The organism is Flavobacterium buctense, from assembly GCF_014486695.1.
In the GTDB taxonomy this organism is placed as follows: Bacteria; Bacteroidota; Bacteroidia; order Flavobacteriales; family Flavobacteriaceae; genus Flavobacterium; species Flavobacterium buctense.
This window is the reverse complement of the sequence record NZ_JACTAB010000002.1, coordinates 264,537-287,482: the sequence shown is the minus strand read 5'-3', so window position 1 is coordinate 287,482 and position 22,946 is coordinate 264,537. Positions and strand designations below refer to the sequence as shown.

The following is a 22,946-nucleotide window of genomic DNA, read 5'->3' as shown; positions in this document are numbered from 1 at the left end:
TTTACAATCTAAAAAAAAAAACTTATCGAGTTAATTACTTCAAAAAAAGAGGTTAAAATCTTTCATAATTTAATATAATTTTGTAAGTTTTTTACACTTATATAATTCTTATGTTTGCATTTCATCGATTTTTTAATGCTTTTTGTCGATTTATTTTAACGATTTAACTAAATTTGAATTGTCAAAAAAAAACAAGTACATACTTAAAAGTAAGAGTTATGGAAAACAAACAATTTAAATTAGGAAAAAAATATATAACGCTAATTATGTTCTTCGTAATTAGTATAGGTTATACACAATCACAGATCATTTATACAAACTCAGGAACCTTTACAGCTCCAGCTGGTGTGTCTACTATACAAGTAGAAGCCTATGGTGGTGGTGGTGGTGGTGGTTTTGGAGGCACTAGCAATAGAGATGGTGCCGGTGGTGGTGGTGGTGGTGGCTACTCAAGAAACATTAGTGTTCCTGTTATCGCTGGAACAACTTATACGATAACTATAGGTGCAAGTGGTACTGGCGCAATATCTAGTGCTTCACCTAATGGGGTGAGCGGAGGTAATACAACTGCCGTTTTTGGTGCAACAACCATAACTGCCAATGGAGGTATTGGAGGTTTTGGTTACAGTAATGGTGGCGCTGGCGGAATTGGCGGAACAGGATCTACCTTCAATGGTGGTTCAGGTGGTGCTGGATTGAATGGTATTGGTAGCGGCGGCGGCGGCGGCGGCGGCGGAACTACAAATAATGGAGGTATAGGCTCGGTGCCAAACGGTGGTGCAGCCGGTGGAGGAAACGCAGGTGCTGGAGGTAATGGTACAACTGCTGCAAGTGGTGCAGGTTCTTCTTCCCTAACCAATTATGGCGGCGGTGGCGGTGGCGGTACCAGAAACTCTGCAGGAGGAAACGGACGTCAAGGATATGCTGTGATAACTTATACTTGTCCTACCTATGCGCTTACTAGCCCAACTACTTCAAATAGTCCATTATGTGGTGCTTCAGTAGCTAGTGTCTCCCTTAATTCTTCTTCTTTGGCTACGGGAACCTACACCGTAACTTATAACCTTAGTGGTGCAACCACTGCTATCGGTAATACTGCAACAATGAACTTTACTGCCGGAAGTCCGGGAACAGGAACTTTTTCAACATCTCTAGTAAATTTAGGAACCACAACAGTAACCATAACAAATTTGGCCTCTTCATACTGTAGCAATAGCATAAGCAATTTCAATACTACAACTTTAATTGCAAATTCTACGCCTACTGCTAATTCAGGTACAAACATTACTGCATGTTCTTCTGATACTAATATTGCAATTACAGCAGGTTCTAGTGCTACAAATTACACAACAGTTACATGGACAACTAGTGGAACAGGGACTTTTACAAATGCTAATTCTTTAACAACATGTACATATAATCCAAGTCCAGCTGATATAGTAGCCGGAAGTGTGGTATTAACACTTAATGCTGCAAATCCAGGTTGTGTTGATGCAACTTCAACTAAAATATTATCTTTAATTACAGCTCCGAGTGCTAACGCTGGAACCGCTGTAAGCACTTGTTCAACTTTACTTGATCTAAACATAACTGCTGGAGCCAATGCTTCAAATTTTTCAACTGTAATGTGGACTTCAAACGGAACCGGTACATTTTCAAATGCCGATTCTCTAACAACATGTACCTACGCTCCTAGTGCTGCTGATATAGCTTCCGGTACGATAACACTAACATTAACTGCTTATGGTTATGCACCTTGTGGCAATACAACTGCTACAAAAACATTAACTATTACAAGTCCTGTTTCAGTAGTAGCTGGAGATGATTTTTCTACGTGTTCTACTGGCGGAGGTATTAATATTACTGATGGTTCTAGTGCAACTAATCAGACTCTTGTAACCTGGACATCTAGCGGCACAGGGACTTTTACAAACCCAAATTCATTAACAACTTGTACCTATACACCTAGTGCAGACGATATTACTGCAGGAGTTGTAACAATTACATTAACAGCTTCAAACGAAGGGTGTGGCGATGTAACAGCAGACAAGAAGTTAGAAATTGTTGCTTTACCTACAGTTTCAGCCGGAACAGCTATCAGCGCTTGTATTAGCGACACTTCAGTAAACATAACTGCTGGATCTTCAGCTACAAATTATACAACTGTTGTTTGGACGTCAAATGGATCGGGTACTTTCTTAAATGCAGACTCATTAACTTTGGCAACTTATACTCCTAGCACCGATGATCTTATTGCGGGTAGTGTTATTTTAACCCTTACGGCAAATGCAAATGCTCCTTGTTCAAATGTAACGTCAACAAAAACGTTAACTTTCTACAGTCCAATGTCTGCAATTGCCGGAGTAGATTTTAATACATGTTCAACTTCAGGCACTATTAATATTACAACAGGTTCTAGTGCTAACAATCAAACCGAAATAGTTTGGACTTCAAATGGCACAGGCACATTCGCCAATGCAAATTCTTTAACAACTTGTACCTATACACCAAGTGCTGCTGATTTAGCTTCAGGAAATGTCATCCTTACTTTAACTGCCTCAAATCCAGGGTGTAGTAATTTAACTTCATCTAAGACGGTAACATTTGTTCCTTCACCTACAGCAGTGGCTGGTACAACTATAAACACCTGTTATTCTTCAGGGGCAATAAATATAACTGCTGGATCTGTGGCCACAAATTACACAACTGTAACATGGTCATCAAACGGATCAGGTACTTTTACTGATGCAAACTCTCTAACTTTAGCCACATACACTCCTAGCCCAGCTGATATAGCAGCAGGAAGTGTTATCTTAACATTAACGGCAACCGGAAACACTCCTTGTTCTACTGTTATTTCTACAAAAACAGTAATTATAAATAATCAAGCCACCGCAGATGCTGGTTCAGATTTTTCATTTTGTTACGATTCGGGAGCTATAAATATTACGGCAGGTTCAAATGCTACTTATCAAACAAGTATAGCTTGGACATCGAACGGAACCGGTACTTTTAACAATGCTGATTCTTTGACAAACTGTACTTACACTCCTAGTGCTGCTGACATTACTGCAGGTAATGTAATTTTTACCCTTACTGCTTCAAACGTGGGATGTGTTGATGCAACAGCAACTAAAACAGTAACAATAAGTTTGCTTCCAACTGCAATAGCCGGAACTGAAATAAACACTTGTTCAAGTAATGGTGACGTAAACATAACTGCAGGTTCCAATGCAACTAACTATACTTCTGTCTCTTGGACTTCTAGTGGAACGGGGACATTTACGAATCCTGACTCTTTGACAACATGTACTTATACACCAAGTGCTGATGATATAACGGCAGGAATCGTAACATTAACACTTACTGCTAACGGAAATGCCCCATGTATTGCTGTCACATCAACAAAAAATATTATCATTAGTATGGGTCCAAATGCGGTTGCTGGTCCAAATTTCTCAACCTGTTATTCTGGCGGATCAATTAATATCACTGCAGGTTCTAGTGCTACTAACCAAACAAGTATAACTTGGACATCCAATGGAACTGGCTCTTTTACTAATGCAAATTCTCTAACAACATGCACTTATACACCAAGTGCAGACGATATTGCTAATGGAAATGTAATATTTACTTTAACTGCTTCAAATGCAGGTTGTGACAATGCTATTGCTACAAAAACTGTAACTATTAGTCCTTCACCAACTGCAATTGCCGGAACAGTAATAAACACTTGTTCAACAACTGGTGCGGTAAATATTACTGACGATTCCAGTGCTACAAATTATACTTCTATCACCTGGACATCAAGTGGTACCGGTACATTTACAAATTCAAATTCTTTAACAAACTGTACTTATACTCCTAGCGCGGCTGATATCACAACTGGAAGTGCAACTTTGACTCTTACAGCTATTGGAATTGCACCATGTGCAACTGTTACTGATACTAAAACAATTAACATTAGTAGCACTATGACAGCCGTAGCCGGATCATCATTTACAAATTGCTCTTCTGATACGGCTATTAATGTTACAACAGGTTCTAGTGCAACTAATCATACACTTGCTACGTGGACTTCTAACGGAACAGGAACTTTTACCAATCCAAATTCACTAACAACATGTACTTATACTCCTAGTATTGATGATATAACGGTTGGAAATGTAATTTTGACACTAACGGCATCTAACACTAGTTGTCCAAATGTAACCTCAAGCAAAACCTTAACATTTGTTCTTGCTCCGGTTGTGGATGCTGGTTCAGATATTGCTACATGCTCTACTTGTGGAACAGTGAATATTACTGCCAATTCGTCCGCTTCAAACTATACATCTATAGTGTGGACATCAAGTGGAACGGGTACTTTTACAAATCCTACTTCTTTAACAGCGTGTACCTATACTCCTAGTGCAGCTGATATTACAACCAGTTTAACACAAGGTGGTATAACTTTAACGCTAACCGCTACAGGAACTGCTCCATGTACAACTTCTACATCAACTAAAGTATTGGCCATCACATCACAAACTTTTACTTCATCAGGAACTTTTACTGTTCCGGCTGGTGTTTACCAAGTAACTGTTGAAGCTTGGGGTGGAGGTGGAAAAGGTGGCGATGGATTGAATTTAGGAAGAGTTGGCGGTGGCGGCGGTGGCGGTGCTTATGCTTCAAAATCTATTCCTGTAGTTCCGGGAAATACTTACACTGTTAATGTTGGATTAGGGGCAACTAGTGTTGCAAACGGAGGTGACTCTTGGTTTATTGACACGTCAACTTTTCTAGCTAAAGGAGGTACTACGGCGCTTAACAATGCCATTTTAGGTGGTGCTGGCGGAAATGCTGCAGCAAGTATAGGTGATATTACTTCTAGAGGAGGAAATGGCGCTAACGGTTTAACCAGTTCTTATGGCGGTGGCGGTGGTGCTGGTGCTGAAGCCGGTGAAAATATGGGGGTAGATGCAGCTACAAATATAGGAGCTATTGCCACTTGTAATGGCGGAAATGGCGGAAATGGATATACTTCTTCCAATGGAGACGGTTCTCCGGGAATCGCACCGGGTGGCGGTGGCGGTGGCGGACGCAGAAACGGGAATAATGGTGTAAATCAAGGTACCGGTGGACGTGGAGCAGATGGAAAAGTAATTATAAGATGGCCAGTAAATTCATTGCCTTCAACAATTACAAATGCTCCGGGTGGAGTAACTTCAAACTTACAATTATGGTTGCGTTCTGATTTATTAAACGGAACTACCACTGTGGCAGACAATACACCTGTAACTACTTGGTTCACACAAGCAAGAGGAGCGAATGCTATTAAACCTGCTGCTGTTGGAGCGCCAAGATATCGTAATAATCCAGCTTCCAACATCAATTTTAATGCTGTTGTAGATTTTACCAATCCTTATAATACACCTTCTCAGGTATATACAGATTTGAATAGTTCAAGACAATATTTAAAAGGAACAAACGGATACTATTCTCAAGATACATTCGTAGTAGTTATTCCGGATGTTACAGTAACATCAGCTTTAAACAGCATGGATGTATTTGCCGGGAAAAGTGCTCCATGCGCTCAAAATACCAAAACCGGTATTTCTTACGGAAATGTTGACACAAGATTTACCAACGAAGTTCTTTCTTATACTTCTGGAACTTCTACATCATATGGAACGGCTGAAGTTAGCACAAGTACGCAATACAACAGTCCCGGAATTATAAATATTAGAAATAATTCAGGAAACACTGGTATGCAATTGTATTACAATGCTAATAATATTGCAACAACTGAAGTTAACAACGCTAAACACAGAAACATTAATGACAGCCAATACTGGATCGGAAGAAGTGAAGCCTGGGATGGAAGTTTAGACGGAAGAATTGCCGAAGTGATTACTTACAGCTCTAGAAAAAATGACGCTACTGAAAGAACTAAAATTGAGACTTATTTAGGTATTAAATACGGCATAACTTTAGGAATAAACGGAACTTCTCAAAACTATTTGGGCTCTGACGGAACCATTATTTGGGACGCTATTGCCAATTCCGGTTATAACTTTGATATCGCAGGTATTGGAAGAGATGATATTTCAAAATTGAACCAGAAACAATCTAAAAGCGTAAATGCTAATAGCATTTTAACTATCGGATTAGGAACAATTGCTGCCACAAATACGGCTAATACCAATGCTTTTGATGCTGATAAAAAATACCTAATCTGGGGTGACAACGGCGCAAATATGAACGATTCAGGAACTGATTTAACACTAACTTTCGGTGGTACTTCTAACGTTACTACTCTAACAGATATTCCAAACAAAAAATGGAAAATTGTTGAAGTTGGTGGTGATGTAGCAACCGCAAAAGTAGCTGTACCAACATCGGCATTCGCTAACTTACCTGCTTTGTCCGGAAATGATGCTTATGTAATGATTGTGGCTTCTGATGCCGCTTTTACAACAGGATTAGAAACTATTTTCTTAACAACTAATGGAACGAACCAAGAAACTGTTTATGACTTTGACGGCACTAAATTCTTCACCTTTGGTGTAGCTCATGAAAGTGTTTTCTCAAGACACGCTACTTTTGATGGTACTGATGATATAATGAAAGTTGGAAACGCCAATAACCTAAACAATACTTTTTCATTGATGACTTGGATTAGACCAACCGGAGCGAATGCTTTGGCAAATGACAGAACAATTGTTTCTAAATATGATGGTTCGACTGGATTCAGAGTTTATTTGTCAACAAACAATAAAGTTAATGTTACTTGGAACGGCGGAACTACATTAACTTCTGCCACTACTTTACCAAATTCAGAATGGCATAACATCGCCGTAATCTATTCAAGTGGATCTATTAAACTTTACATCGATGGTGTATTAGACTCAACAGTTGCTTCAGCAGCTCCAGTTGCAAATACCAATACTTTTTCCATCGGTGCTGAAAACAGATCAAAATCAGATACCCGAAATTTCTTTAACGGAGATATCGATGAGTTCAGATTATGGAATAAAGCCATAACACTAACGGAATTAAAATTCGTTATGAACCAAGAGATACAACAAAATGGTACGGTTACTAGAGGTGCTGTTTTACCAACCAGTATTTCTAAAAATGACATCAATACATTAAACTGGAGTAATCTTCAAGCTTATTATTCTATGAACTCATTCATTGGCACACACATCAATGATGATTCTCAAAATAACAATAGAGGAAATGTATTTTTACCAAATAAAACGACTATTACAGTTCAGTCTTCTCCTCAACCCTACCAAAGTGCGGCTGATGGCTCATGGTCTAACGTTACTACATGGTCAAACGGGACCATCCAACAATTACCTAACAGTATTTCTATTGTTGACGGCACTACTCCTATTAACTGGAATATCGTTAGAACAAACCATAACGTTAGCTCAACTGGAAACAAAACTTTACTGGGTTTAATTGTGAATAGCAATACTTTGTCCGCTCTAAACGATACTAAAATTGAAATTTCACACTATTTGAAATTAGATGGTAAAATCGATTTAACCGGAAAATCCCAATTGGTACAAACCAATAATAGTGATTTAGATGTAACAAGTTCAGGTTCTATCGAAAGAGACCAACAAGGACAAGCAAATACTTTCAACTATAATTATTGGACATCTCCGGTAAGTACTATAAACAGTACTACTATCAATCATGGTTACACTCTAGCAGATGTAATGAAAGACGGAACAACGGCTACTCCTCAAAACCTAAACTGGTCTGCCGGATTAAATGGTGCAGCCACAAGTCCGATAACAATTGCTAGCTATTGGATATTTAAATTCCAAAACTTAAGTAATGACTACGCTAACTGGTCTGCAGTTGGGCCAAATGGAACGCTTTTAGCCGGTCAAGGGTACACTATGAAAGGTTCAAACGCTGTGTCTGCTAACCAAAACTATACTTTTGTTGGAAAACCAAACAATGGTACTATCACTTCACCAGTTTCAGCTAATAACTTAAACCTTTGTGGAAATCCATTTGCTTCAGCCATTGATGCCAACCAATTCATCGATGATAATATTGCCAGCATAACCGGAACTTTATATTTCTGGGAACACTTTGGAACTAATAATTCTCATATTACTTATGAATACCAAGGTGGCTATGCAACATATACTAAAGTAGGCGGAACAGCTCCGGTTGCTCCGGCAGGAGTTAGTGGCTTAGGATCAAGTGCTAAAGTTGCCAAAAGATTTATCCCGGTTGGGCAAGGTTTCTTTGTAACCGGTTCAGTTTCGGGTGGCACGATAACCTTCAACAATAACCAAAGACTTTTCGTGAAAGAAGACAATGCTGATTCTTATACTCTATTCAGAAATAATACCAATGCTCCTTTTAGCAATGACCCGAATAATAATAACTCGGAAGATAGCTTTGAAGTGGAAGAATTTATGAAACTTAGATTAGGCTATACTTCAGCTAACAATTACCACAGAGAAATATTGTTAGGGTTCATGAACGATAATGCTACAGCAAGTTTTGATAACGGATATGATGCCTTAAGTATCGAAGCATTAACTAATGACATGTATTTCATTAATGGCGATGATAAATTGAACATTCAAGGTGAAGGTACTTTCGACGCCAGCAAAACTTACCCGATAGGCATCAAAAATGCCATCGCCGGAAACGTGAAATTCAGCCTAAACAACACAGAAAATATTGACGAAAGCCAAGATATTTTTATCTACGACAATGTAACAGAAATGTACCACGATATCAAATCTCAAGCTTTCCAAATCAATATGCCGGAAGGAACATTTGAAAACAGATTCTTCTTGACATTTGTGAATCCAACCGCTTTAGGTACTAATGAAAATGAATTGCCTTATGGTGTTGGAGTAACCCATACGCAAATTGACAACATGGTTAATATCAATAACGAATTGGCTGAAGTTGCGATAAAATCTGTTTCATTGTACAATTTACTTGGACAACAAGTAATTACATGGGATATTAAAAACCAAAATCAAACGGTTATGCATTTACCAATAAATGGTTTAAGCACCGGAGGTTATATTGTAAAAATCACCACTGACAAAGGTGATATCACTAAGAAAATCCTAATTAAGTAATTTTTTATATTTATTTTGACACTAAAAAACGCTCTGCAAAAGTGGAGCGTTTTTTTTAACTAAAAGCCCCAAAGATTATGCTGATACTAGTAACGCTTAAACTAATTTCTCTAAAATACCCGATAGATCGGTTTCCGATTGTTCGCCGGATTTTAGGTTCTTCAAAATAAAAGTGTTTCCGTTTATTTCTTTAACAACAAAAGGAATATTTCTTCGTTCTGCATGCTTAAATTGTTTGTCAATTTTAGCCACATCAGGATACAATTCACACTTGATGTTATTGCCACGTAAAGTGTTGATTGCTTTCATGGCTTCAAATGCTTGGCTTTCACCAAAATTTAAAAACATCACTTGAGTCGAAGTCGTAACGGTTAACGGAAATAAATTTAATTCTTCGAGCACCAAATAAATTCGGTCAAGCCCAAAAGAAATCCCAACACCACTCATATTTTTCAAACCGAAAATCCCGGTCAAGTCATCATATCTTCCGCCACCGCCAATGGAACCCATGGCCACTCCTTCCGGTGCCGAAACTTCAAAAATAGCTCCGGTATAATAGTTCAAACCGCGCGCTAAAGTCACATCTAAATCTAATTTGGCCTTTTGCAAACCAAGTTTAGTTACGTTGTCACAAATAAAACGCAGCTCTTCAATTCCTTTTTTTCCTTCTTCTGAAGTCGAAAGTAAACCGGCTAATTTTTCTAATTTCTCTTGAATCGTTCCGGTAAAACTGAACAATGGTTGTACTTTTAATAAAGCGTTTTCTGAAATGCCTTTTTCTATCATTTCTTTCTTAACGCCTTCCTCTCCTATTTTGTCAAGCTTGTCTAAAGCCACGGTAAAGTCAATCAACTTATCCGAGGCGCCAATCACCTCAGCAATTCCGGATAAAATTTTACGGTTGTTAATTTTGATGGTAACGCCTTCCAAACCTAACTCAGCAAAAACTGAATCGTACAATTGCACTAACTCGACTTCTTGCCATAACGATGTTGAGCCCACCACATCCGCATCACATTGGTAAAACTCTCTGAATCGGCCTTTTTGAGGTCGGTCGGCACGCCAAACCGGTTGAATTTGGTATCGCTTAAACGGAAACTCAATCTCGCCTTGATGTTGCACCACATAACGCGCAAAAGGCACGGTTAGGTCGTAACGCAAGGCTTTCTCGGAAATCTTTCCGGTGAGTTGTTTGTAGTTTATGGTTTGGAGTTCTGAAGTGGGCACTTTGTCCAAATAATCACCCGAATTCAATATTTTAAAAATCAAACGATCGCCTTCTTCCCCGTATTTACCCATCAAAGTATCCGAGTTTTCAAACGAAGGTGTTTCTATCGGTTGGTAACCAAATTTCTCGAAATGGGAACGCATCACCGAAATAATATAGTTACGCTTGGAAACCTCTGTAGGTGAAAAATCTCTGGTGCCTTTGGGAATACTTGGTTTTTGTGCCATTTTGATATTAGATTTTAAATATTAGATTTTAAATATTTCATATCTGATATTTGATATTTAAAATTCATTTGGCAAATATCTTATTTTTTAAAACTATTTTCCACAACCAACTCAATATTCTTGTAACAAAAGCTGTATTTTAGTGTCAAATTACCGTTATGATTGGATTATTAAGAGAAAATGTAAAAATTGCGTTGGGTTCCATTCGAACACAATTGCTCCGCACAGTATTAACGGTTATTATTATTGCTATTGGAATCACCGCTTTGGTTGGGATACTAACCGTGGTAACTGCCATCGAATACAACCTAAATTCAAGCTTTGCCTCAATGGGTTCTAATACCTTCAACATCAATCAATACGAATTCAGAAATCGTCGTCGAGGTGGTGGCGAAGTAGAAAAAGTCAACCCAATTATCACCTATACTGAAGCCAAAACCTTTAAAGAAAAATACAATTATCCCTTAACGCAAACCTCACTGTCTTTCGTAGCCACATCAGCAGCTGAAGTGAAATTCGAAAACCAAAAAACGGATCCGGAGATTTCCGTTTTAGGCATAGACGAACATTTTTTGAGCAATTCCGGTATAGAAATTACAGAAGGAAGAAGCTTCAATACTTTCGACATTTCTAATAATATTTATGCATGTATCGTTGGTTCCGATTTTGTTTCCGAAGATGGCTTACTGAGAGATGTCAATCCTATCGATAAAATCTTAACCATTCGCGGAGCCAAATTCAGGGTAATTGGCGTGTTAAAAGAGCAAGGTTCAACCTTTGGGAACAGCCAAGATTTGAGAGTTATGATTCCTATTCAAGTAGCACGTTCCATGTTTTCAGCACCTAGCATCAATTATTCCTTGAGCATGAAAGTGGTCAATAAAGAATTTTTGGATGAAGCCATTGACGATGCTTTGATCACCATGCGAAAAGTGAGAAGACTAAATCCGGTCGAAGACAACAATTTTGCCATTTCGAGAAGCGATGATTTAATTAACCGAATAGCTGATTTAGCGGGCTATTTAAACCTATCGGCCTGGGTAATCGGAATTATTACCATACTCGGCTCTTCCATCGCTTTAATGAATATTATGATTGTTTCCGTAACCGAAAGGACGCGTGAAATTGGCGTGAGGAAATCGCTTGGCGCCAAGAAAAGCACCATCGCCATGCAGTTTTTTATTGAAACTTTAACCATCGGACAAATCGGAGGAATTTTTGGAATAATCTTCGGAATCTTGGTTGGGTTTTTAATCTGTTTGAGTGCCGGCTGGGATTTTGTAATTCCATGGGGTGCCATTATGGCTGCCTTTGCCACCAGTTTTGTAGTAGCCTTAGTTTCCGGATTGTATCCTGCAATTAAAGCTTCTCAGTTAGACCCTATTGAGGCGCTGAGATATGAGTAATTAGTGTTCAATGTTCCGTTGACAGTGTTCAGTATTATAGCGTTGCCGAAATCATTCTGTCATTTCCGTAAAAATCCTTTATCAATTTCACCTTTTTAAACCCAAAACTTTCTACCAAAGCAACGGTTTCTTTACCTAAATATTGATTGATTTCAAAATACAATTGCCCATTCTCATATAAATTCTTTTTAGCCAATTTGGTTATTTTTCGATAAAAGAGCAAAGCATCATTGTCTTCAACAAATAGTGCTAAATGCGGTTCGTATTCTAAAACATTCGAGTTGATTTCCGCTTTTTCCAAATTCCGAACATAAGGAGGATTAGAAACGATAATATCAAATTGCTGTTCTAAATCTTGGGTTTCCAATATGTCTTTCAACCTAAAATAAACTTCCACATTATTCAATTCCGCATTTTTTTGAGCGGTAGCCAATGCTTTTTCGGAGACATCAATCGCATAAACTTCCGCATTCGGTAAATTCTTTTTTAAAGCAATCGGAATGCAACCGCTTCCGGTGCCAATATCTATAATCCTAACTTTTCCCTCTTCCCTTTTCCCTTTTACCTCTGTAATAATTAACTCGACCAATTCTTCCGTTTCCGGCCGTGGTATCAAAACATTTTCATTGACTAAAAACGGTAAGCCATAGAATTCTGTTTCCCCTAAAATATATTGAATGGGTTTTTGCTTTTTCAATTCGACCAACACACTTTCCCAACGTAACAATTGTACAGCGTCCATTTCCATTTCCGGATTAAGCGCCAAATCAATTCGCTTTTTGTGGTGAAAACTTTCCAATATTAAATAAAAGAAACTCTCGATTTCCTTTTCATCATACAAAGTAGAAAGTTCTTGAAGAAAAGTAGTTTTGTAGTTTTTAATTAGCATCTATAAATTTTTAATCATCCAAACGGGGCAAGTTGTGTGACCGGTATTGCCCAAAGGCGCGCAAAGGTATTCAAAACCCATTTTTTTATACAAATTTTGAGCGGCTACCATTTCAGGTAAGGTTTCGAGGTAGCATTTTTCGTAACCTAATTCAGTGGCTTTTTCCAAACATTTTTGAATCATTTGGGAACCAATCCCTTTTCCTCTCGCCTCTTGTAAAAAGTACATTTTTTGTAATTCGCAGATATTTTCTGTAGTGTTTTCCAATTGACTCACGCCTGCTCCACCAATGATTTTGCCCTCATTCTCGACTACAAAATAAGTCGCTCGCGCTTGGTCATAAGCTTCAAACATAAAATCCAATTGCACATCGGCAAAAGCAGTTCCGGTTTTGGGGAAATTATCTGAAATAAAAACTTCTCGTATTACCGCTGCAATTTGCTGATTGTCTTGCTTTTGGATTTCTCTGATTTGTATGCTACTCATTCTAAAAGTAATGTCTTATTTTTGTGTTGTGAAGATAGAAGAAATTTACATAAAACGCTGCATCGAATTGGCCAAAAATGGTTTAGGCTCAACCTATCCAAATCCAATGGTTGGAAGTGTTATCGTTCATGACGGTAAAATCATCGGAGAAGGTTGGCATCGAAAATCCGGAGAACCACATGCCGAAGTCAACGCTATTAATTCGGTAAAAAACAAATCGCTTTTGGCAAAAGCTACTATTTATGTATCACTGGAACCTTGTAGTCATTTTGGCAAAACACCGCCTTGTTGTGATTTAATTATCCAACATAAAATTCCCAATGTTGTGATTGGAACCGTTGACCCAAACAGTAAAGTAGCCGGAACCGGAATCAAACGATTAATTGAAAACGGTTGTCAAATTACGGTTGGGATTTTAGAAGACGAATGCAACGAACTGAACAAAAGATTCTTTACTTTCCACAATAAAAAACGACCATATATTATTTTGAAATGGGCCGAAAGCAAAGATGGTTTTATAGCGCCTCTAACCAAAGAAAAACAAGAACCGGTTTGGATTTCGAACCCGTATTCTCGCCAATTATCCCACAAATGGCGAAGTGAAGAGCAAGCCATTTTGGTTGGAACACAAACGGTTTTGGACGATAACCCCAAATTAGATGTTCGCGATTGGACGGGAAATAATCCGATTAGGATAGTTTTAGACAGAACCGGAAAAATTACAAGCGACTATTTTTTAAAAGACGGAAAAACAAAAACTATCGTTATTACCGAGCGAGAAAATTTAACATCAGTCGAAAATCTTATTTATGAAAGTGTTATCTTTGATAAGCAACTAACCCAAAAAATCATCGGAATTTTATACCGATACGGCATCCAATCTGTCATTGTTGAAGGTGGAAAACAAACCTTGGAAACTTTTATAGCCGATAATCTTTGGGATGAAGCTAGGATTTTTAAGGGTAATATTTCTTTAAATGAAGGTATAAAAGCACCTTTATTGAATAAAATATCCAAAGTAACTGACATAAAAGACGACCAACTTAAACTTTTTTTAAACCATGATTAACACAATAATTTTCGATTTTGGCGATGTCTTTATCAATCTTGAAAAAGAAAAATCGATAGAAGAGTTTAAAAAATTAGGACTTGATGGCCCAAATGACGAGTTATTAACCCAAAATGATTTGTTTGAAAAAGGTCAAATAACCGACGTACAATTTGTGGAAAGTTTTCACAAATTCATTCCCAATGCTTCTATTGAAGAGATTACCAAAGCCTGGAATTCTGTTATTGGAGATTTTCCTTTGTACCGTTTAGAATTTTTACAATTGTTATCCAATAAATACCGCTTATTTCTTTTAACTAATACCGATTCGATTCACATCAACCGTTTTGAGCACAAAGTGGGTATGTCTTTCTATTCCGATTTTTACCGTTGTTTTGAAAAAGTCTATTACTCCTATGAAATGGGCATGCGAAAACCTCAGCCGGAAATTTTTACCACTATAATGAACAAACACGACTTGTCACCAAAGCGAACTTTATTTGTAGATGACAAGAAAGAAAACACCGATGTGGCCGAAAGTCTTGGACTTCATGTCTGGAATTTAAAAGTTGGACAAGAAGATGTGGTGAATTTGTTTGACCAAAAGCATTTACCTTTCTCCTAATTTCAATAGAATATCAATTTTCAATAATATTTTCATTGAAAGACACCTATAATACTATTGCTTTGCCTTCACCGGAAATTCTTTATAAAGAAAAAAACAGCAAGTTTTTTGGCTATGCCTATCCGGTAACCAATGAAGCAGAAATCAAAATTCACTTAGAACAATTGCGAAAGCAACATCACAGTGCGGTTCATTTTTGCTATGCGTACCAACTCGGAACTGAAACCTTAACTTTTCGGGCTAATGATGACGGTGAACCCAGCAATTCTGCAGGCATGTCTATTTATGGTCAAATTCAGTCTTTTGGGGTTACCAATATATTAGTTGTCATCGTTCGATTTTTTGGTGGCATAAAATTAGGAGTTGGTGGCTTGATTACCGCTTACCGAACCGCAGCACAAATGGCATTAGAGGAAGCTGACATTATAGAAAAAACCATAGATTTTCATTACCTCATTTCCTTTGATTATAAAAACATGAATAAAGTCATGCGAGTCATCAAAGAAAAAAACCTAAATATCATCAATCAAAGAATGGCCGAAAGTTGCCAAATTGAAATCGCCACCCGAAAAAAAAATGCCGAAAATATAGTCGACATTTTTAGTAATTTGTTTGAAATTGAGATTGAAAAAATTTAATCATTCATGATGTCCAAAATGTATTGTGGCGGCGCAATAGGTTTTCCTAAATTTATGTCCACAAATACGAGTATAAAATGTGCAGTTGTTAATAACTCACCATTTTCGTTGCGAATTTCACAATCGAATTCTATCTTCACTGAAGATTGACTTTTGAACTTGGTAATCACTGTAAGTAAGTCGTCATAACGTGCTGGTTTTTTGTAATTTATCGTCATGGAAACTATGGGTAAAGCAATTCCGCTTTCTTCTAGTGATTTATATGAAATCCCTTTGTTTCTGAGCCATTCCACGCGTCCCATCTCAAAATAAGGCACATAATTTCCGTGATAAACCACACTCATTTGGTCGGTTTCCGAGTAACGAACTCTAACTTGAATCTGATGTTCTTTCATCTGTTTTTTTTGCTTTTAATCTATAATCAAACTTCCCTTTACAACAATATTTTTAAAAAATCAATACCATTTAAATTTTTTTTAACGAATTTTATTCACATATTTGTTATCCCAAAAAACATGGCGATTTTCATTGTCATTTTTGTCAAAATAACCTAACAATAATTACTATAATTTTAAACCAAATATGAGCAAAACTGCGCAATCGGTATGGGAAAACTGTCTTGAATTCATAAAAGACAATATTCAAGAACAAGCTTTCAAAACTTGGTTTGAACCGATTAAGTCAGTTGAACTTACAGACAACGCTTTGTACATTCAAGTGCCTAGTAAATTTTTCTACGAATGGCTCGAAGAACACTACGTTAAATTATTGAAGGTAGCGTTAACCAAAGAACTCGGAAAAAACGCAAAGTTACTCTATAAAATCAAAATGGAAAACACTTATGGCAATAAACAACCGTTTACGGAACAATTGCCAAGTGCGCACCGCAGTCCAATAAAATCTCAAGACGTAGACGCTCCGTTTAAAAACCTGAATCCTGAACTAAAGAATCCTTTTGTAATTCCGGGCATCAGAAATTTAAAAATCGAATCGCAACTCAATCCAAATTACAGTTTCGATAATTTCCTAGAAGGTGATTCTAACCGTTTAGCGCGCTCTGCCGGTATGGCTGTGGCCAATAAACCTGGCGGAACTTCTTTTAATCCACTATTGATTTTTGGTGGCGTTGGTTTAGGAAAAACCCATTTAGCACATGCTATCGGGGTTGAAATCAAAGACAAATATCCAGAAAAAACCGTTTTGTATATTTCTGCTGAAGTATTCACGCAACAATATATTGATTCGGTTAAGAAAAATAACAGAAACGATTTTATTCATTTCTACCAATTAATCGATGTATTGATTATTGACGACGTTCAATTCCTTTCCGGAAAATCAGGGACGCAGGATGTATTCTTCCATATCTTTAATTACTTACACCAAAATGGTAAACAAGTAATCCTAACTTCGGACAAAGCTCCGGTTGACATGCAAGACATCGAACAACGTTTGTTGTCGCGTTTCAAATGGGGATTGTCAGCCGAGTTACACCAACCGGATTACGAAACCAGAATTTCTATCCTTAAAAATATTCTATACCGAGATGGCGTTGAAATGCCGGAAGAGATTGTAGAATATGTAGCCAGAAATATCAAATCTAATGTGAGAGAATTAGAGGGTGCCATAATTTCTTTGATTGCCCAATCGTCTTTCAACAAAAAAGAAGTGACTTTGGATTTGGCGAAAAGTGTGGTAGAAAAATTCGTTAAGAATGTAAAACGCGAAATCTCCATCGACTATATCCAAAAAGTAGTTTCGGATTATTTCCAATTGGATGTAGACACTTTGCAGTCAAAAACCAGAAAACGCCACGTGGTGCAAGCCCGACAATTGGCTATGTTCTTTGCTAAGAAGTTTACCAAATCTTCTTTGGCAAATATTGGTTCCCAAATTGGAGACCGAGATCACGCTACTGTTTTACACGCCTGTAAAACCGTTGACAACCTAGTTTCCACTGACAAACAGTTCAAAAAATTTGTAGAAGATATTCACAAAAAATTATCGCTATAAATAGCTTTTTGACTAAGTTTGCAGCTTAGAAAAAGTATATGCCCGTTAAAATTTTAATGGTTTGTTTAGGTAATATTTGCCGATCTCCTTTGGCAGAAGGATTACTTGCGTCCAAACTACCACAAGATAAGTTCTTTGTAGATTCTGCCGGAACAGGAAATTACCACATTGGCAAACAACCTGATCAGCGTTCTATTCTGGTGGCTCAAAAAAATGGGTTAGACATTACCAAGCAGAAAGGCAGACAATTCACTTCAAAAGATTTTGACGAGTTTGACTATATCTATGTAATGGATAGCGCTAATTTTGACAATGTCATTGATTTAGCCAAAACTGATGCTCATAAAGCAAAAGTTGACATGATATTAAACCATTTATTTCCCGGTGAAAATGTGGATGTTCCCGATCCTTACTATGGTTTACAAAACGGTTTCGATATGGTGTATGAAATGCTGGATGAAACCTGCGATATTTTGGCGAAAAAATTGATGGAAAAACACTCATGAATCCTACAACTCTTAAAGGAAAACTCTATTTGATTCCGACCACTTTGGGCGAAATGAATCCTGATGATGTATTGCCACAATCGGTAAAAAGGGCTATAAATTTCATCGACACTTATATAGTAGAAAACGAAAAAACCGCTAGGAAATTTATTAAGTCTGTCAATCCTGAAAAGGTTCAGGCCAGTTTAAAATTATCTGCACTCAACAAACATACTGACATTTCCGAGCACAACGCTATGATTGCACCTTGCTTAAATGGAATAAATGTCGGATTAATGAGTGAAGCCGGTTGTCCCGGAGTAGCTGATCCCGGCGCGGTGATTGTAAAATTGGCACACGAAAAAGGTATACAAGTAATTCCACTCGTAGGTCCATCTTCTATCTTATTGGCTATGATGGGTTCTGGAATGAACGGGCAGAGTTTTGCTTTTAATGGGTATTTGCCTATTGATAAAAGCGAAAAAAAATCGGCACTAAAAAACTTTGAAAAGTTATCCTTTGATAAAAACCAATCTCAACTTTTTATAGAAACCCCTTATCGAAACAATAAGTTGTTGGAAGATGTTTTACAAGCCTTACAGCCAAATACACATCTTTGTGTTGCGACCGACATTACTTTGCCAACAGAATACATTAAAACACTTCGAGTGACAGATTGGAAAAAAACAAAGGTCGATTTACACAACCGACCTACTATTTTTATTATCCATAAATTTTAAATAAAAACGTAATTATTGCACTTTAGCATTTTTGATGGCTTTAATACCATGAGTTTCAAATCCACCAAAATCTCTGAGATATGTTTTTACTGAAGTTCCGTATTCGTCTTTACATTTTTTGGCGCCTCTGGTATTAAGAAAACGTTTTACTGAACCGGTTCCTCCTAAATGTGCCGCTGCTAAAATACCGGATTCGGTAATCTTAACCCCATCAATCACTTTTCCTTCAAAGTCTTTGATGTACTTTTTCAATTCGTATTTATTTTTGGAAAGTAAGGTAACAAAAGCCTTCTCTTGTAGTTTTGGATTGTTCAAAAAGGCCGAACTATCGTGAATCCCTATTGACTTGAGAGTTTCAACCCCAAATTGATATTTACCTAAATACCCTAAAGTATTTATTTTTTTGTATTTTCCTTGTGATTCTTTGTGCGCAACCGCATCTTTATAGCCAATAAAATACTTCCCCTTAAATGGGACTCTAGGACTCAAATAGTCAATCGTATTCTCGGATGGAAAGACATATAAAAGTCTATTATTTTCATCAACTCGAAAACCGAAGTTGCTTGGGGAATTGTATGGTTTAAAACCTGAGCTTATGAAAGCTACTACTAGTAGGATTGATGTGTAAAAAATTCCTTTTTTTATCATTAAATGTTATTTCTCAAGCGCTGTCACCGACATGAAATTACCGGGTGCAAATATACAACTTATTTTATAAAATTGAATATCAAGCAGTTAAACTACCCTAAAAGTAGATTAAGTGCAACTTAGAACCTCCGCAACCCCTTATTTCAAACGTTGGAGCTGGAATTTTAATCGTATTGAAAATTGTTAAAATAGTCTTAACAAAATGAGATTTTGTTTCAATTTTCGTTAGATCAACGTCGAGACTGAGGTAAAATTGACGCAATCTTTTGCTTTCGGGAAGAAAAACAGTGTTAACCAATTCGTCGTTTCCGGTGATCATTCCTTCGGCTCCATAACCTATGGCGAAATTCAACCATTTCGGAATTTTTGATGTCTTGGTAAACGAATGAATGTTAGCCGAAAGCCAATAAGTTTGACCGTTGTAATCTTTTAGAATTTGTTCCGACAAAGAACTGCCCAAAACATTAGGTCGAGCTGAGGCATATGGAGTAGTGTGAAAAGAAAATTTGGGCACAATTCGTTGCTCTTTCCAAAGCAATTCTTGTGAAACAAATAAAGCCGTTCCGGAAACATTCGCTGCAACATCTCCTAAAGACGCACCCCAATTCGCGGAATAGCCATCAAAAATCTCAACAGTGGTTAGGAAAGCCAAACCCAATGTTGAACCATAAATCAATTGACTTTTTCTACTTGAACCACTCCATTTTAAAGCATTGGCGCCAAAACTACCCAAATGATAAGCGGAAAAAACATGACCGGCTTTGTCCATTTGCAACCATTCGGCATTGTCATTAATAAAATGAAAATCGGAACGTGGATAATCAGCATACCAAAGTTGGTTTAAACCAATTAAGGCTGTGGCACCAATCACTGTCTCAGAAATCACTACTGCTTTGAGTCGTGTATGATTTAAAGAATCCGAAGGCTTTAGAAAGTTTTCTATACCATTTTGCGCCCAAAGCAAACTCGAACAGCAAAAAAAAAGGAATATGTAATGCTGCTTTTTCAAATATTAACGTTTGGTTCCTTGAGCATTTAGCCAATCGGCATATTTCTTGGCGTTAACATTATGTTGTTCCATAGTAGCGGCAAACTCGTGGTATCCAAATTTTTCAACACTTGCACAAAAATAAATATAATCGTGTTTTTCAGGATTCAAAACTGCGTCTATAGCATCAATATCAGGCATAGCAATTGGTCCTGGTGGCAATCCCAGATTTTGATATGTATTGTAAGGTGATGCTATAAACAAATCATTGTATAAAACCCTTTTAATTATTTGGTCAAAATCATTGTCTCGCAATTTCAAAGCGTAAATTACTGTTGGATCCGCTTGTAATTTCATTCCGTCTCTAAGACGATTTAAATAAACCCCGGCAACGGTTGGTCGTTCACTTTTCTTAACGGTTTCTTTGTGAACTATTGAAGCCAAAGTAATGGCTTGCACCGGAGTCAAATTTAATTCAGTTGCTTTGGCAATTCTTTCTTTGGTCCAAAACTTATTGTATTCTTCCAACATTTTGTCTCTAAATTTTTCAGCCGAAATGTTCCAATAAAACTCATAAGTATTAGGCAAAAACATAGCAAAGACATTCTCTTTGGTAAAACCGTTTTTCTCTAAAAATGCTGTGTCACGGAAAGTCGCCAATAATTTCGTCGTGTCAGGTTCAATTTGTGTACTGATTCGCTCGCAAAGATTTTCTAATCTTTCTTGGTTGTTGAAAGCCAATTTTACCGGAACGTTTCTTCGCATAGTAGCTACGAGTTGGAATGCGCTCATGCCTTTTTTCAATAAAAACCTACCAGCTTTTACATTTTCCGGGTAAGAACGAAGATTAGCCATAAGTTCAAAATCACTCATGTTTTTCACATAAGGCGAAAGGATTCGCTGCACATCTTCATATTTTGAATCGGTTGGAATTTCGACAAAAACTTCTTCTTTGTCGAAATTGGTATTGGCTGTAAAGAATTTGATATAAATAAGCAACACTACTATTAAACCAACAGCAGCTAAAATTTTAAAGATTTTACTTTTGTTCAAAACCGAGACTATTTTAAGATTTATTTTTTAATTAACTGAAAAAAGGCTTCATCATGAAAGCGATTGTTAGTGAAATTCCAATCTTTTTTAACGCCTATTTTTTCAAACCCAAATGTAGTAAAAAGAGCTAAACTCGCTGTATTTTCCGTGCCAATATTTGCAAACAATTGATGCAATTGCAACTGTTGAAAAGCATATTCAATCACCAGACCTAAAGCTTCTTTACCAAAACCACTAGCTCTGTCGGTTTCGTTTTGAATAATAATTCCAACTCCGGCGCGATGATTCTTTGGATCAAAATCAAACAAATCTATTAAACCAATAGCTTCAGCCGTTTTGTTTTTACAAATGGCCAAACGCAATTGTTTGGCTTCATATATATCTTGATGGGCATTTTCAAGATATTGTCGAATTAGAAATTTGCTGTAAGGCGTTTGTGTGTTACTTACTTCCCAAATGTTTTCATCATTTTCTATAGCATAAATAAACTCTAAATCTTCAGGTTCGAGTGCGCGTAAGCGAATGGTATTTCCTTGTAGTGTTACCATTCTATTACTCCTTCAAAAACAAAAGTCGCCGGACCTTTTAGAAAAACATTGGTGTAATTATCGCCTTCTTTCACAAAAGAAACTTCTAGTTTTCCGCCTTCCACGTCTAAATAAATATGGTGTGATTTTGTTTTACCGATAGCGTGCATCGCGATGGCTGCAGCGGTTGCACCGGTTCCACAAGATAAAGTTTCATCTTCTACGCCACGTTCGTAGGTACGTAACGCAAAATGATTTTCTGAAATTTGACTCACGAAATTCACATTGGTTCCCGGCTTACCATACAAATCAGAATAGCGAATTTTAGCTCCTTCGTTTTTAACATCATAATTTTTCAAATCTTCCACCAACATTACGTGGTGTGGTGAACCTGTATTGAGAAAAACATAATCGCTTTCAATTTTTATAAAACTCACTTCTTTCATTCCTAGTGAAACTGTTCCGTTTTCAATAATGGAGGCATGATGCGGGCCATCTGTCGCTATAAAATCAGTATCATTTTGCATCACATTCAAACTTTTGGCGAAAGCCACCAAACATCGGCCACCATTGCCACACATAGAACTTTCATTGCCATCGGAATTGTAATAAACCATTCGGAAATCGGTTTCTGTATCATTCTCCAACAGAATCAATCCATCTGCGCCAATGCCGAAACGTCGATCGCACAATTTTTCGATAAGTTGACTGTTAGTTTTAGGAAAAATGTCCTTGCGATTGTCAATCATGACAAAGTCATTTCCGGTACCTTCGTATTTGTTAAAAGTGATTTTCATAGTTGTGATAAGTGACACAAAGATAGCAAAATTTA

Annotated in this window: 17 protein-coding genes; 8 read left to right on the top strand and 9 right to left on the bottom strand. The window is 37.3% G+C overall.

Annotation, left to right across the window (positions count from 1 at the left end):
- Window positions 1-218: 218 nt before the first annotated feature.
- Window positions 219-9,116: a DUF8202 domain-containing protein gene (locus ICG50_RS05245; RefSeq protein ID WP_187659859.1), complete on the top strand. Its 8,898-nt coding sequence runs from the start codon at window positions 219-221 to the stop codon at window positions 9,114-9,116.
- A 96-nt stretch (window positions 9,117-9,212) separates the two neighbouring features.
- Here the strand turns inward: ICG50_RS05245 and hisS are convergent, their stop codons facing one another.
- Window positions 9,213-10,571, bottom strand: a complete 1,359-nt coding sequence (gene hisS / locus ICG50_RS05240) for a histidine--tRNA ligase (RefSeq protein ID WP_187659858.1) — start codon at window positions 10,569-10,571, stop codon at window positions 9,213-9,215.
- Window positions 10,572-10,729: 158 nt separating this feature from the next.
- Between hisS and ICG50_RS05235 the strand changes: the two genes are divergently transcribed.
- Window positions 10,730-11,977 (top strand): ABC transporter permease, encoded by a 1,248-nt coding sequence (locus ICG50_RS05235; RefSeq protein WP_187659857.1) that lies wholly within the window; start codon window positions 10,730-10,732, stop codon window positions 11,975-11,977.
- 34 nt (window positions 11,978-12,011) lie between these two features.
- Here the strand turns inward: ICG50_RS05235 and prmC are convergent, their stop codons facing one another.
- Complete coding sequence (gene prmC / locus ICG50_RS05230; protein ID WP_187659856.1) at window positions 12,012-12,866, bottom strand: peptide chain release factor N(5)-glutamine methyltransferase; 855 nt, start codon at window positions 12,864-12,866, stop codon at window positions 12,012-12,014.
- Entirely contained in the window at window positions 12,867-13,352 is a 486-nt protein-coding gene (locus ICG50_RS05225) for a GNAT family N-acetyltransferase (RefSeq protein WP_187659855.1), read from the bottom strand.
- A 28-nt stretch (window positions 13,353-13,380) separates the two neighbouring features.
- Here ICG50_RS05225 and ribD point away from each other — a divergent pair, with 28 nt between their 5' ends.
- Genes ribD through ICG50_RS05210 form a run of 3 tightly spaced genes read left to right on the top strand, consistent with a single transcriptional unit; the run spans window position 13,381 to window position 15,663 of the window.
- A complete protein-coding gene (gene ribD, locus ICG50_RS05220; protein WP_187659971.1) occupies window positions 13,381-14,421 on the top strand; it encodes a bifunctional diaminohydroxyphosphoribosylaminopyrimidine deaminase/5-amino-6-(5-phosphoribosylamino)uracil reductase RibD in 1,041 nt (346 codons plus the stop codon).
- Window positions 14,414-15,025, top strand: coding sequence for an HAD family hydrolase (locus ICG50_RS05215; protein WP_187659854.1), 612 nt, complete (start codon window positions 14,414-14,416; stop codon window positions 15,023-15,025). The genes ribD and ICG50_RS05215 overlap by 8 nt, the downstream gene beginning before the upstream one ends.
- A 35-nt stretch (window positions 15,026-15,060) precedes the next feature.
- Entirely contained in the window at window positions 15,061-15,663 is a 603-nt protein-coding gene (locus ICG50_RS05210) for an IMPACT family protein (RefSeq protein WP_222940138.1), read from the top strand.
- Here ICG50_RS05210 and ICG50_RS05205 read toward each other — a convergent pair.
- Window positions 15,660-16,058 (bottom strand): acyl-CoA thioesterase, encoded by a 399-nt coding sequence (locus tag ICG50_RS05205; RefSeq protein WP_187659853.1) that lies wholly within the window; start codon window positions 16,056-16,058, stop codon window positions 15,660-15,662. The genes ICG50_RS05210 and ICG50_RS05205 overlap by 4 nt on opposite strands.
- 187 nt (window positions 16,059-16,245) lie before the next feature.
- On the opposite strand from ICG50_RS05205, the gene dnaA reads away from it, so the two are divergent.
- The 3 genes from dnaA to ICG50_RS05190 are packed head-to-tail and all read left to right on the top strand — an operon-like array spanning window position 16,246 to window position 18,898.
- The gene (gene dnaA, locus ICG50_RS05200; protein ID WP_121311646.1) at window positions 16,246-17,673 is read left to right on the top strand and encodes a chromosomal replication initiator protein DnaA; all 1,428 of its coding nucleotides are present in this window, start codon (window positions 16,246-16,248) and stop codon (window positions 17,671-17,673) included.
- A gap of 38 nt (window positions 17,674-17,711) precedes the next feature.
- Window positions 17,712-18,179 carry a low molecular weight protein-tyrosine-phosphatase gene (locus tag ICG50_RS05195; RefSeq protein WP_187659852.1) on the top strand — a complete coding sequence of 156 codons (468 nt, stop codon included), beginning with the start codon at window positions 17,712-17,714 and terminating at the stop codon, window positions 18,177-18,179.
- Complete coding sequence (locus tag ICG50_RS05190; RefSeq protein WP_187659851.1) at window positions 18,176-18,898, top strand: SAM-dependent methyltransferase; 723 nt, start codon at window positions 18,176-18,178, stop codon at window positions 18,896-18,898. Before ICG50_RS05195 ends, ICG50_RS05190 begins: the two co-directional genes overlap by 4 nt.
- A gap of 12 nt (window positions 18,899-18,910) precedes the next feature.
- Here ICG50_RS05190 and ICG50_RS05185 read toward each other — a convergent pair whose 3' ends face one another.
- From ICG50_RS05185 to dapF, 5 genes are all read right to left on the bottom strand, one after another.
- Window positions 18,911-19,546 carry a peptidoglycan-binding protein LysM gene (locus tag ICG50_RS05185; RefSeq protein ID WP_187659850.1) on the bottom strand — a complete coding sequence of 212 codons (636 nt, stop codon included), beginning with the start codon at window positions 19,544-19,546 and terminating at the stop codon, window positions 18,911-18,913.
- A gap of 97 nt (window positions 19,547-19,643) precedes the next feature.
- Complete coding sequence (locus ICG50_RS05180; RefSeq protein WP_222940136.1) at window positions 19,644-20,555, bottom strand: DUF2279 domain-containing protein; 912 nt, start codon at window positions 20,553-20,555, stop codon at window positions 19,644-19,646.
- A 3-nt stretch (window positions 20,556-20,558) separates the two neighbouring features.
- Entirely contained in the window at window positions 20,559-21,587 is a 1,029-nt protein-coding gene (gene mltG, locus ICG50_RS05175) for an endolytic transglycosylase MltG (protein WP_187659849.1), read from the bottom strand.
- Between the two features lie 20 nt (window positions 21,588-21,607).
- Window positions 21,608-22,135: a GNAT family N-acetyltransferase gene (locus tag ICG50_RS05170; RefSeq protein WP_187659848.1), complete on the bottom strand. Its 528-nt coding sequence runs from the start codon at window positions 22,133-22,135 to the stop codon at window positions 21,608-21,610.
- Window positions 22,129-22,911 (bottom strand): diaminopimelate epimerase, encoded by a 783-nt coding sequence (dapF, locus tag ICG50_RS05165; RefSeq protein WP_187659847.1) that lies wholly within the window; start codon window positions 22,909-22,911, stop codon window positions 22,129-22,131. Before dapF ends, ICG50_RS05170 begins: the two co-directional genes overlap by 7 nt.
- Window positions 22,912-22,946 lie beyond the last annotated feature (35 nt).

Bases quoted from the DNA above. Each gene is read 5' to 3' on its own strand.
- ICG50_RS05205 (WP_187659853.1), bottom strand. From the start codon at position 16,058: ATGAAAGAACATCAGATTCAAGTTAGAGTTCGTTACTCGGAAACCGAC.
- hisS (WP_187659858.1), bottom strand. From the start codon at position 10,571: ATGGCACAAAAACCAAGTATTCCCAAAGGCACCAGAGATTTTTCACCT.
- dnaA (WP_121311646.1), top strand. From the start codon at position 16,246: ATGAGCAAAACTGCGCAATCGGTATGGGAAAACTGTCTTGAATTCATA.
- ICG50_RS05170 (WP_187659848.1), bottom strand. From the start codon at position 22,135: ATGGTAACACTACAAGGAAATACCATTCGCTTACGCGCACTCGAACCT.
- ICG50_RS05245 (WP_187659859.1), top strand. From the start codon at position 219: ATGGAAAACAAACAATTTAAATTAGGAAAAAAATATATAACGCTAATT.
- ICG50_RS05235 (WP_187659857.1), top strand. From the start codon at position 10,730: ATGATTGGATTATTAAGAGAAAATGTAAAAATTGCGTTGGGTTCCATT.
- ICG50_RS05195 (WP_187659852.1), top strand. From the start codon at position 17,712: ATGCCCGTTAAAATTTTAATGGTTTGTTTAGGTAATATTTGCCGATCT.
- ICG50_RS05190 (WP_187659851.1), top strand. From the start codon at position 18,176: ATGAATCCTACAACTCTTAAAGGAAAACTCTATTTGATTCCGACCACT.
- ICG50_RS05185 (WP_187659850.1), bottom strand. From the start codon at position 19,546: ATGATAAAAAAAGGAATTTTTTACACATCAATCCTACTAGTAGTAGCT.
- prmC (WP_187659856.1), bottom strand. From the start codon at position 12,866: ATGCTAATTAAAAACTACAAAACTACTTTTCTTCAAGAACTTTCTACT.
- dapF (WP_187659847.1), bottom strand. From the start codon at position 22,911: ATGAAAATCACTTTTAACAAATACGAAGGTACCGGAAATGACTTTGTC.
- ICG50_RS05215 (WP_187659854.1), top strand. From the start codon at position 14,414: ATGATTAACACAATAATTTTCGATTTTGGCGATGTCTTTATCAATCTT.
- ICG50_RS05225 (WP_187659855.1), bottom strand. From the start codon at position 13,352: ATGAGTAGCATACAAATCAGAGAAATCCAAAAGCAAGACAATCAGCAA.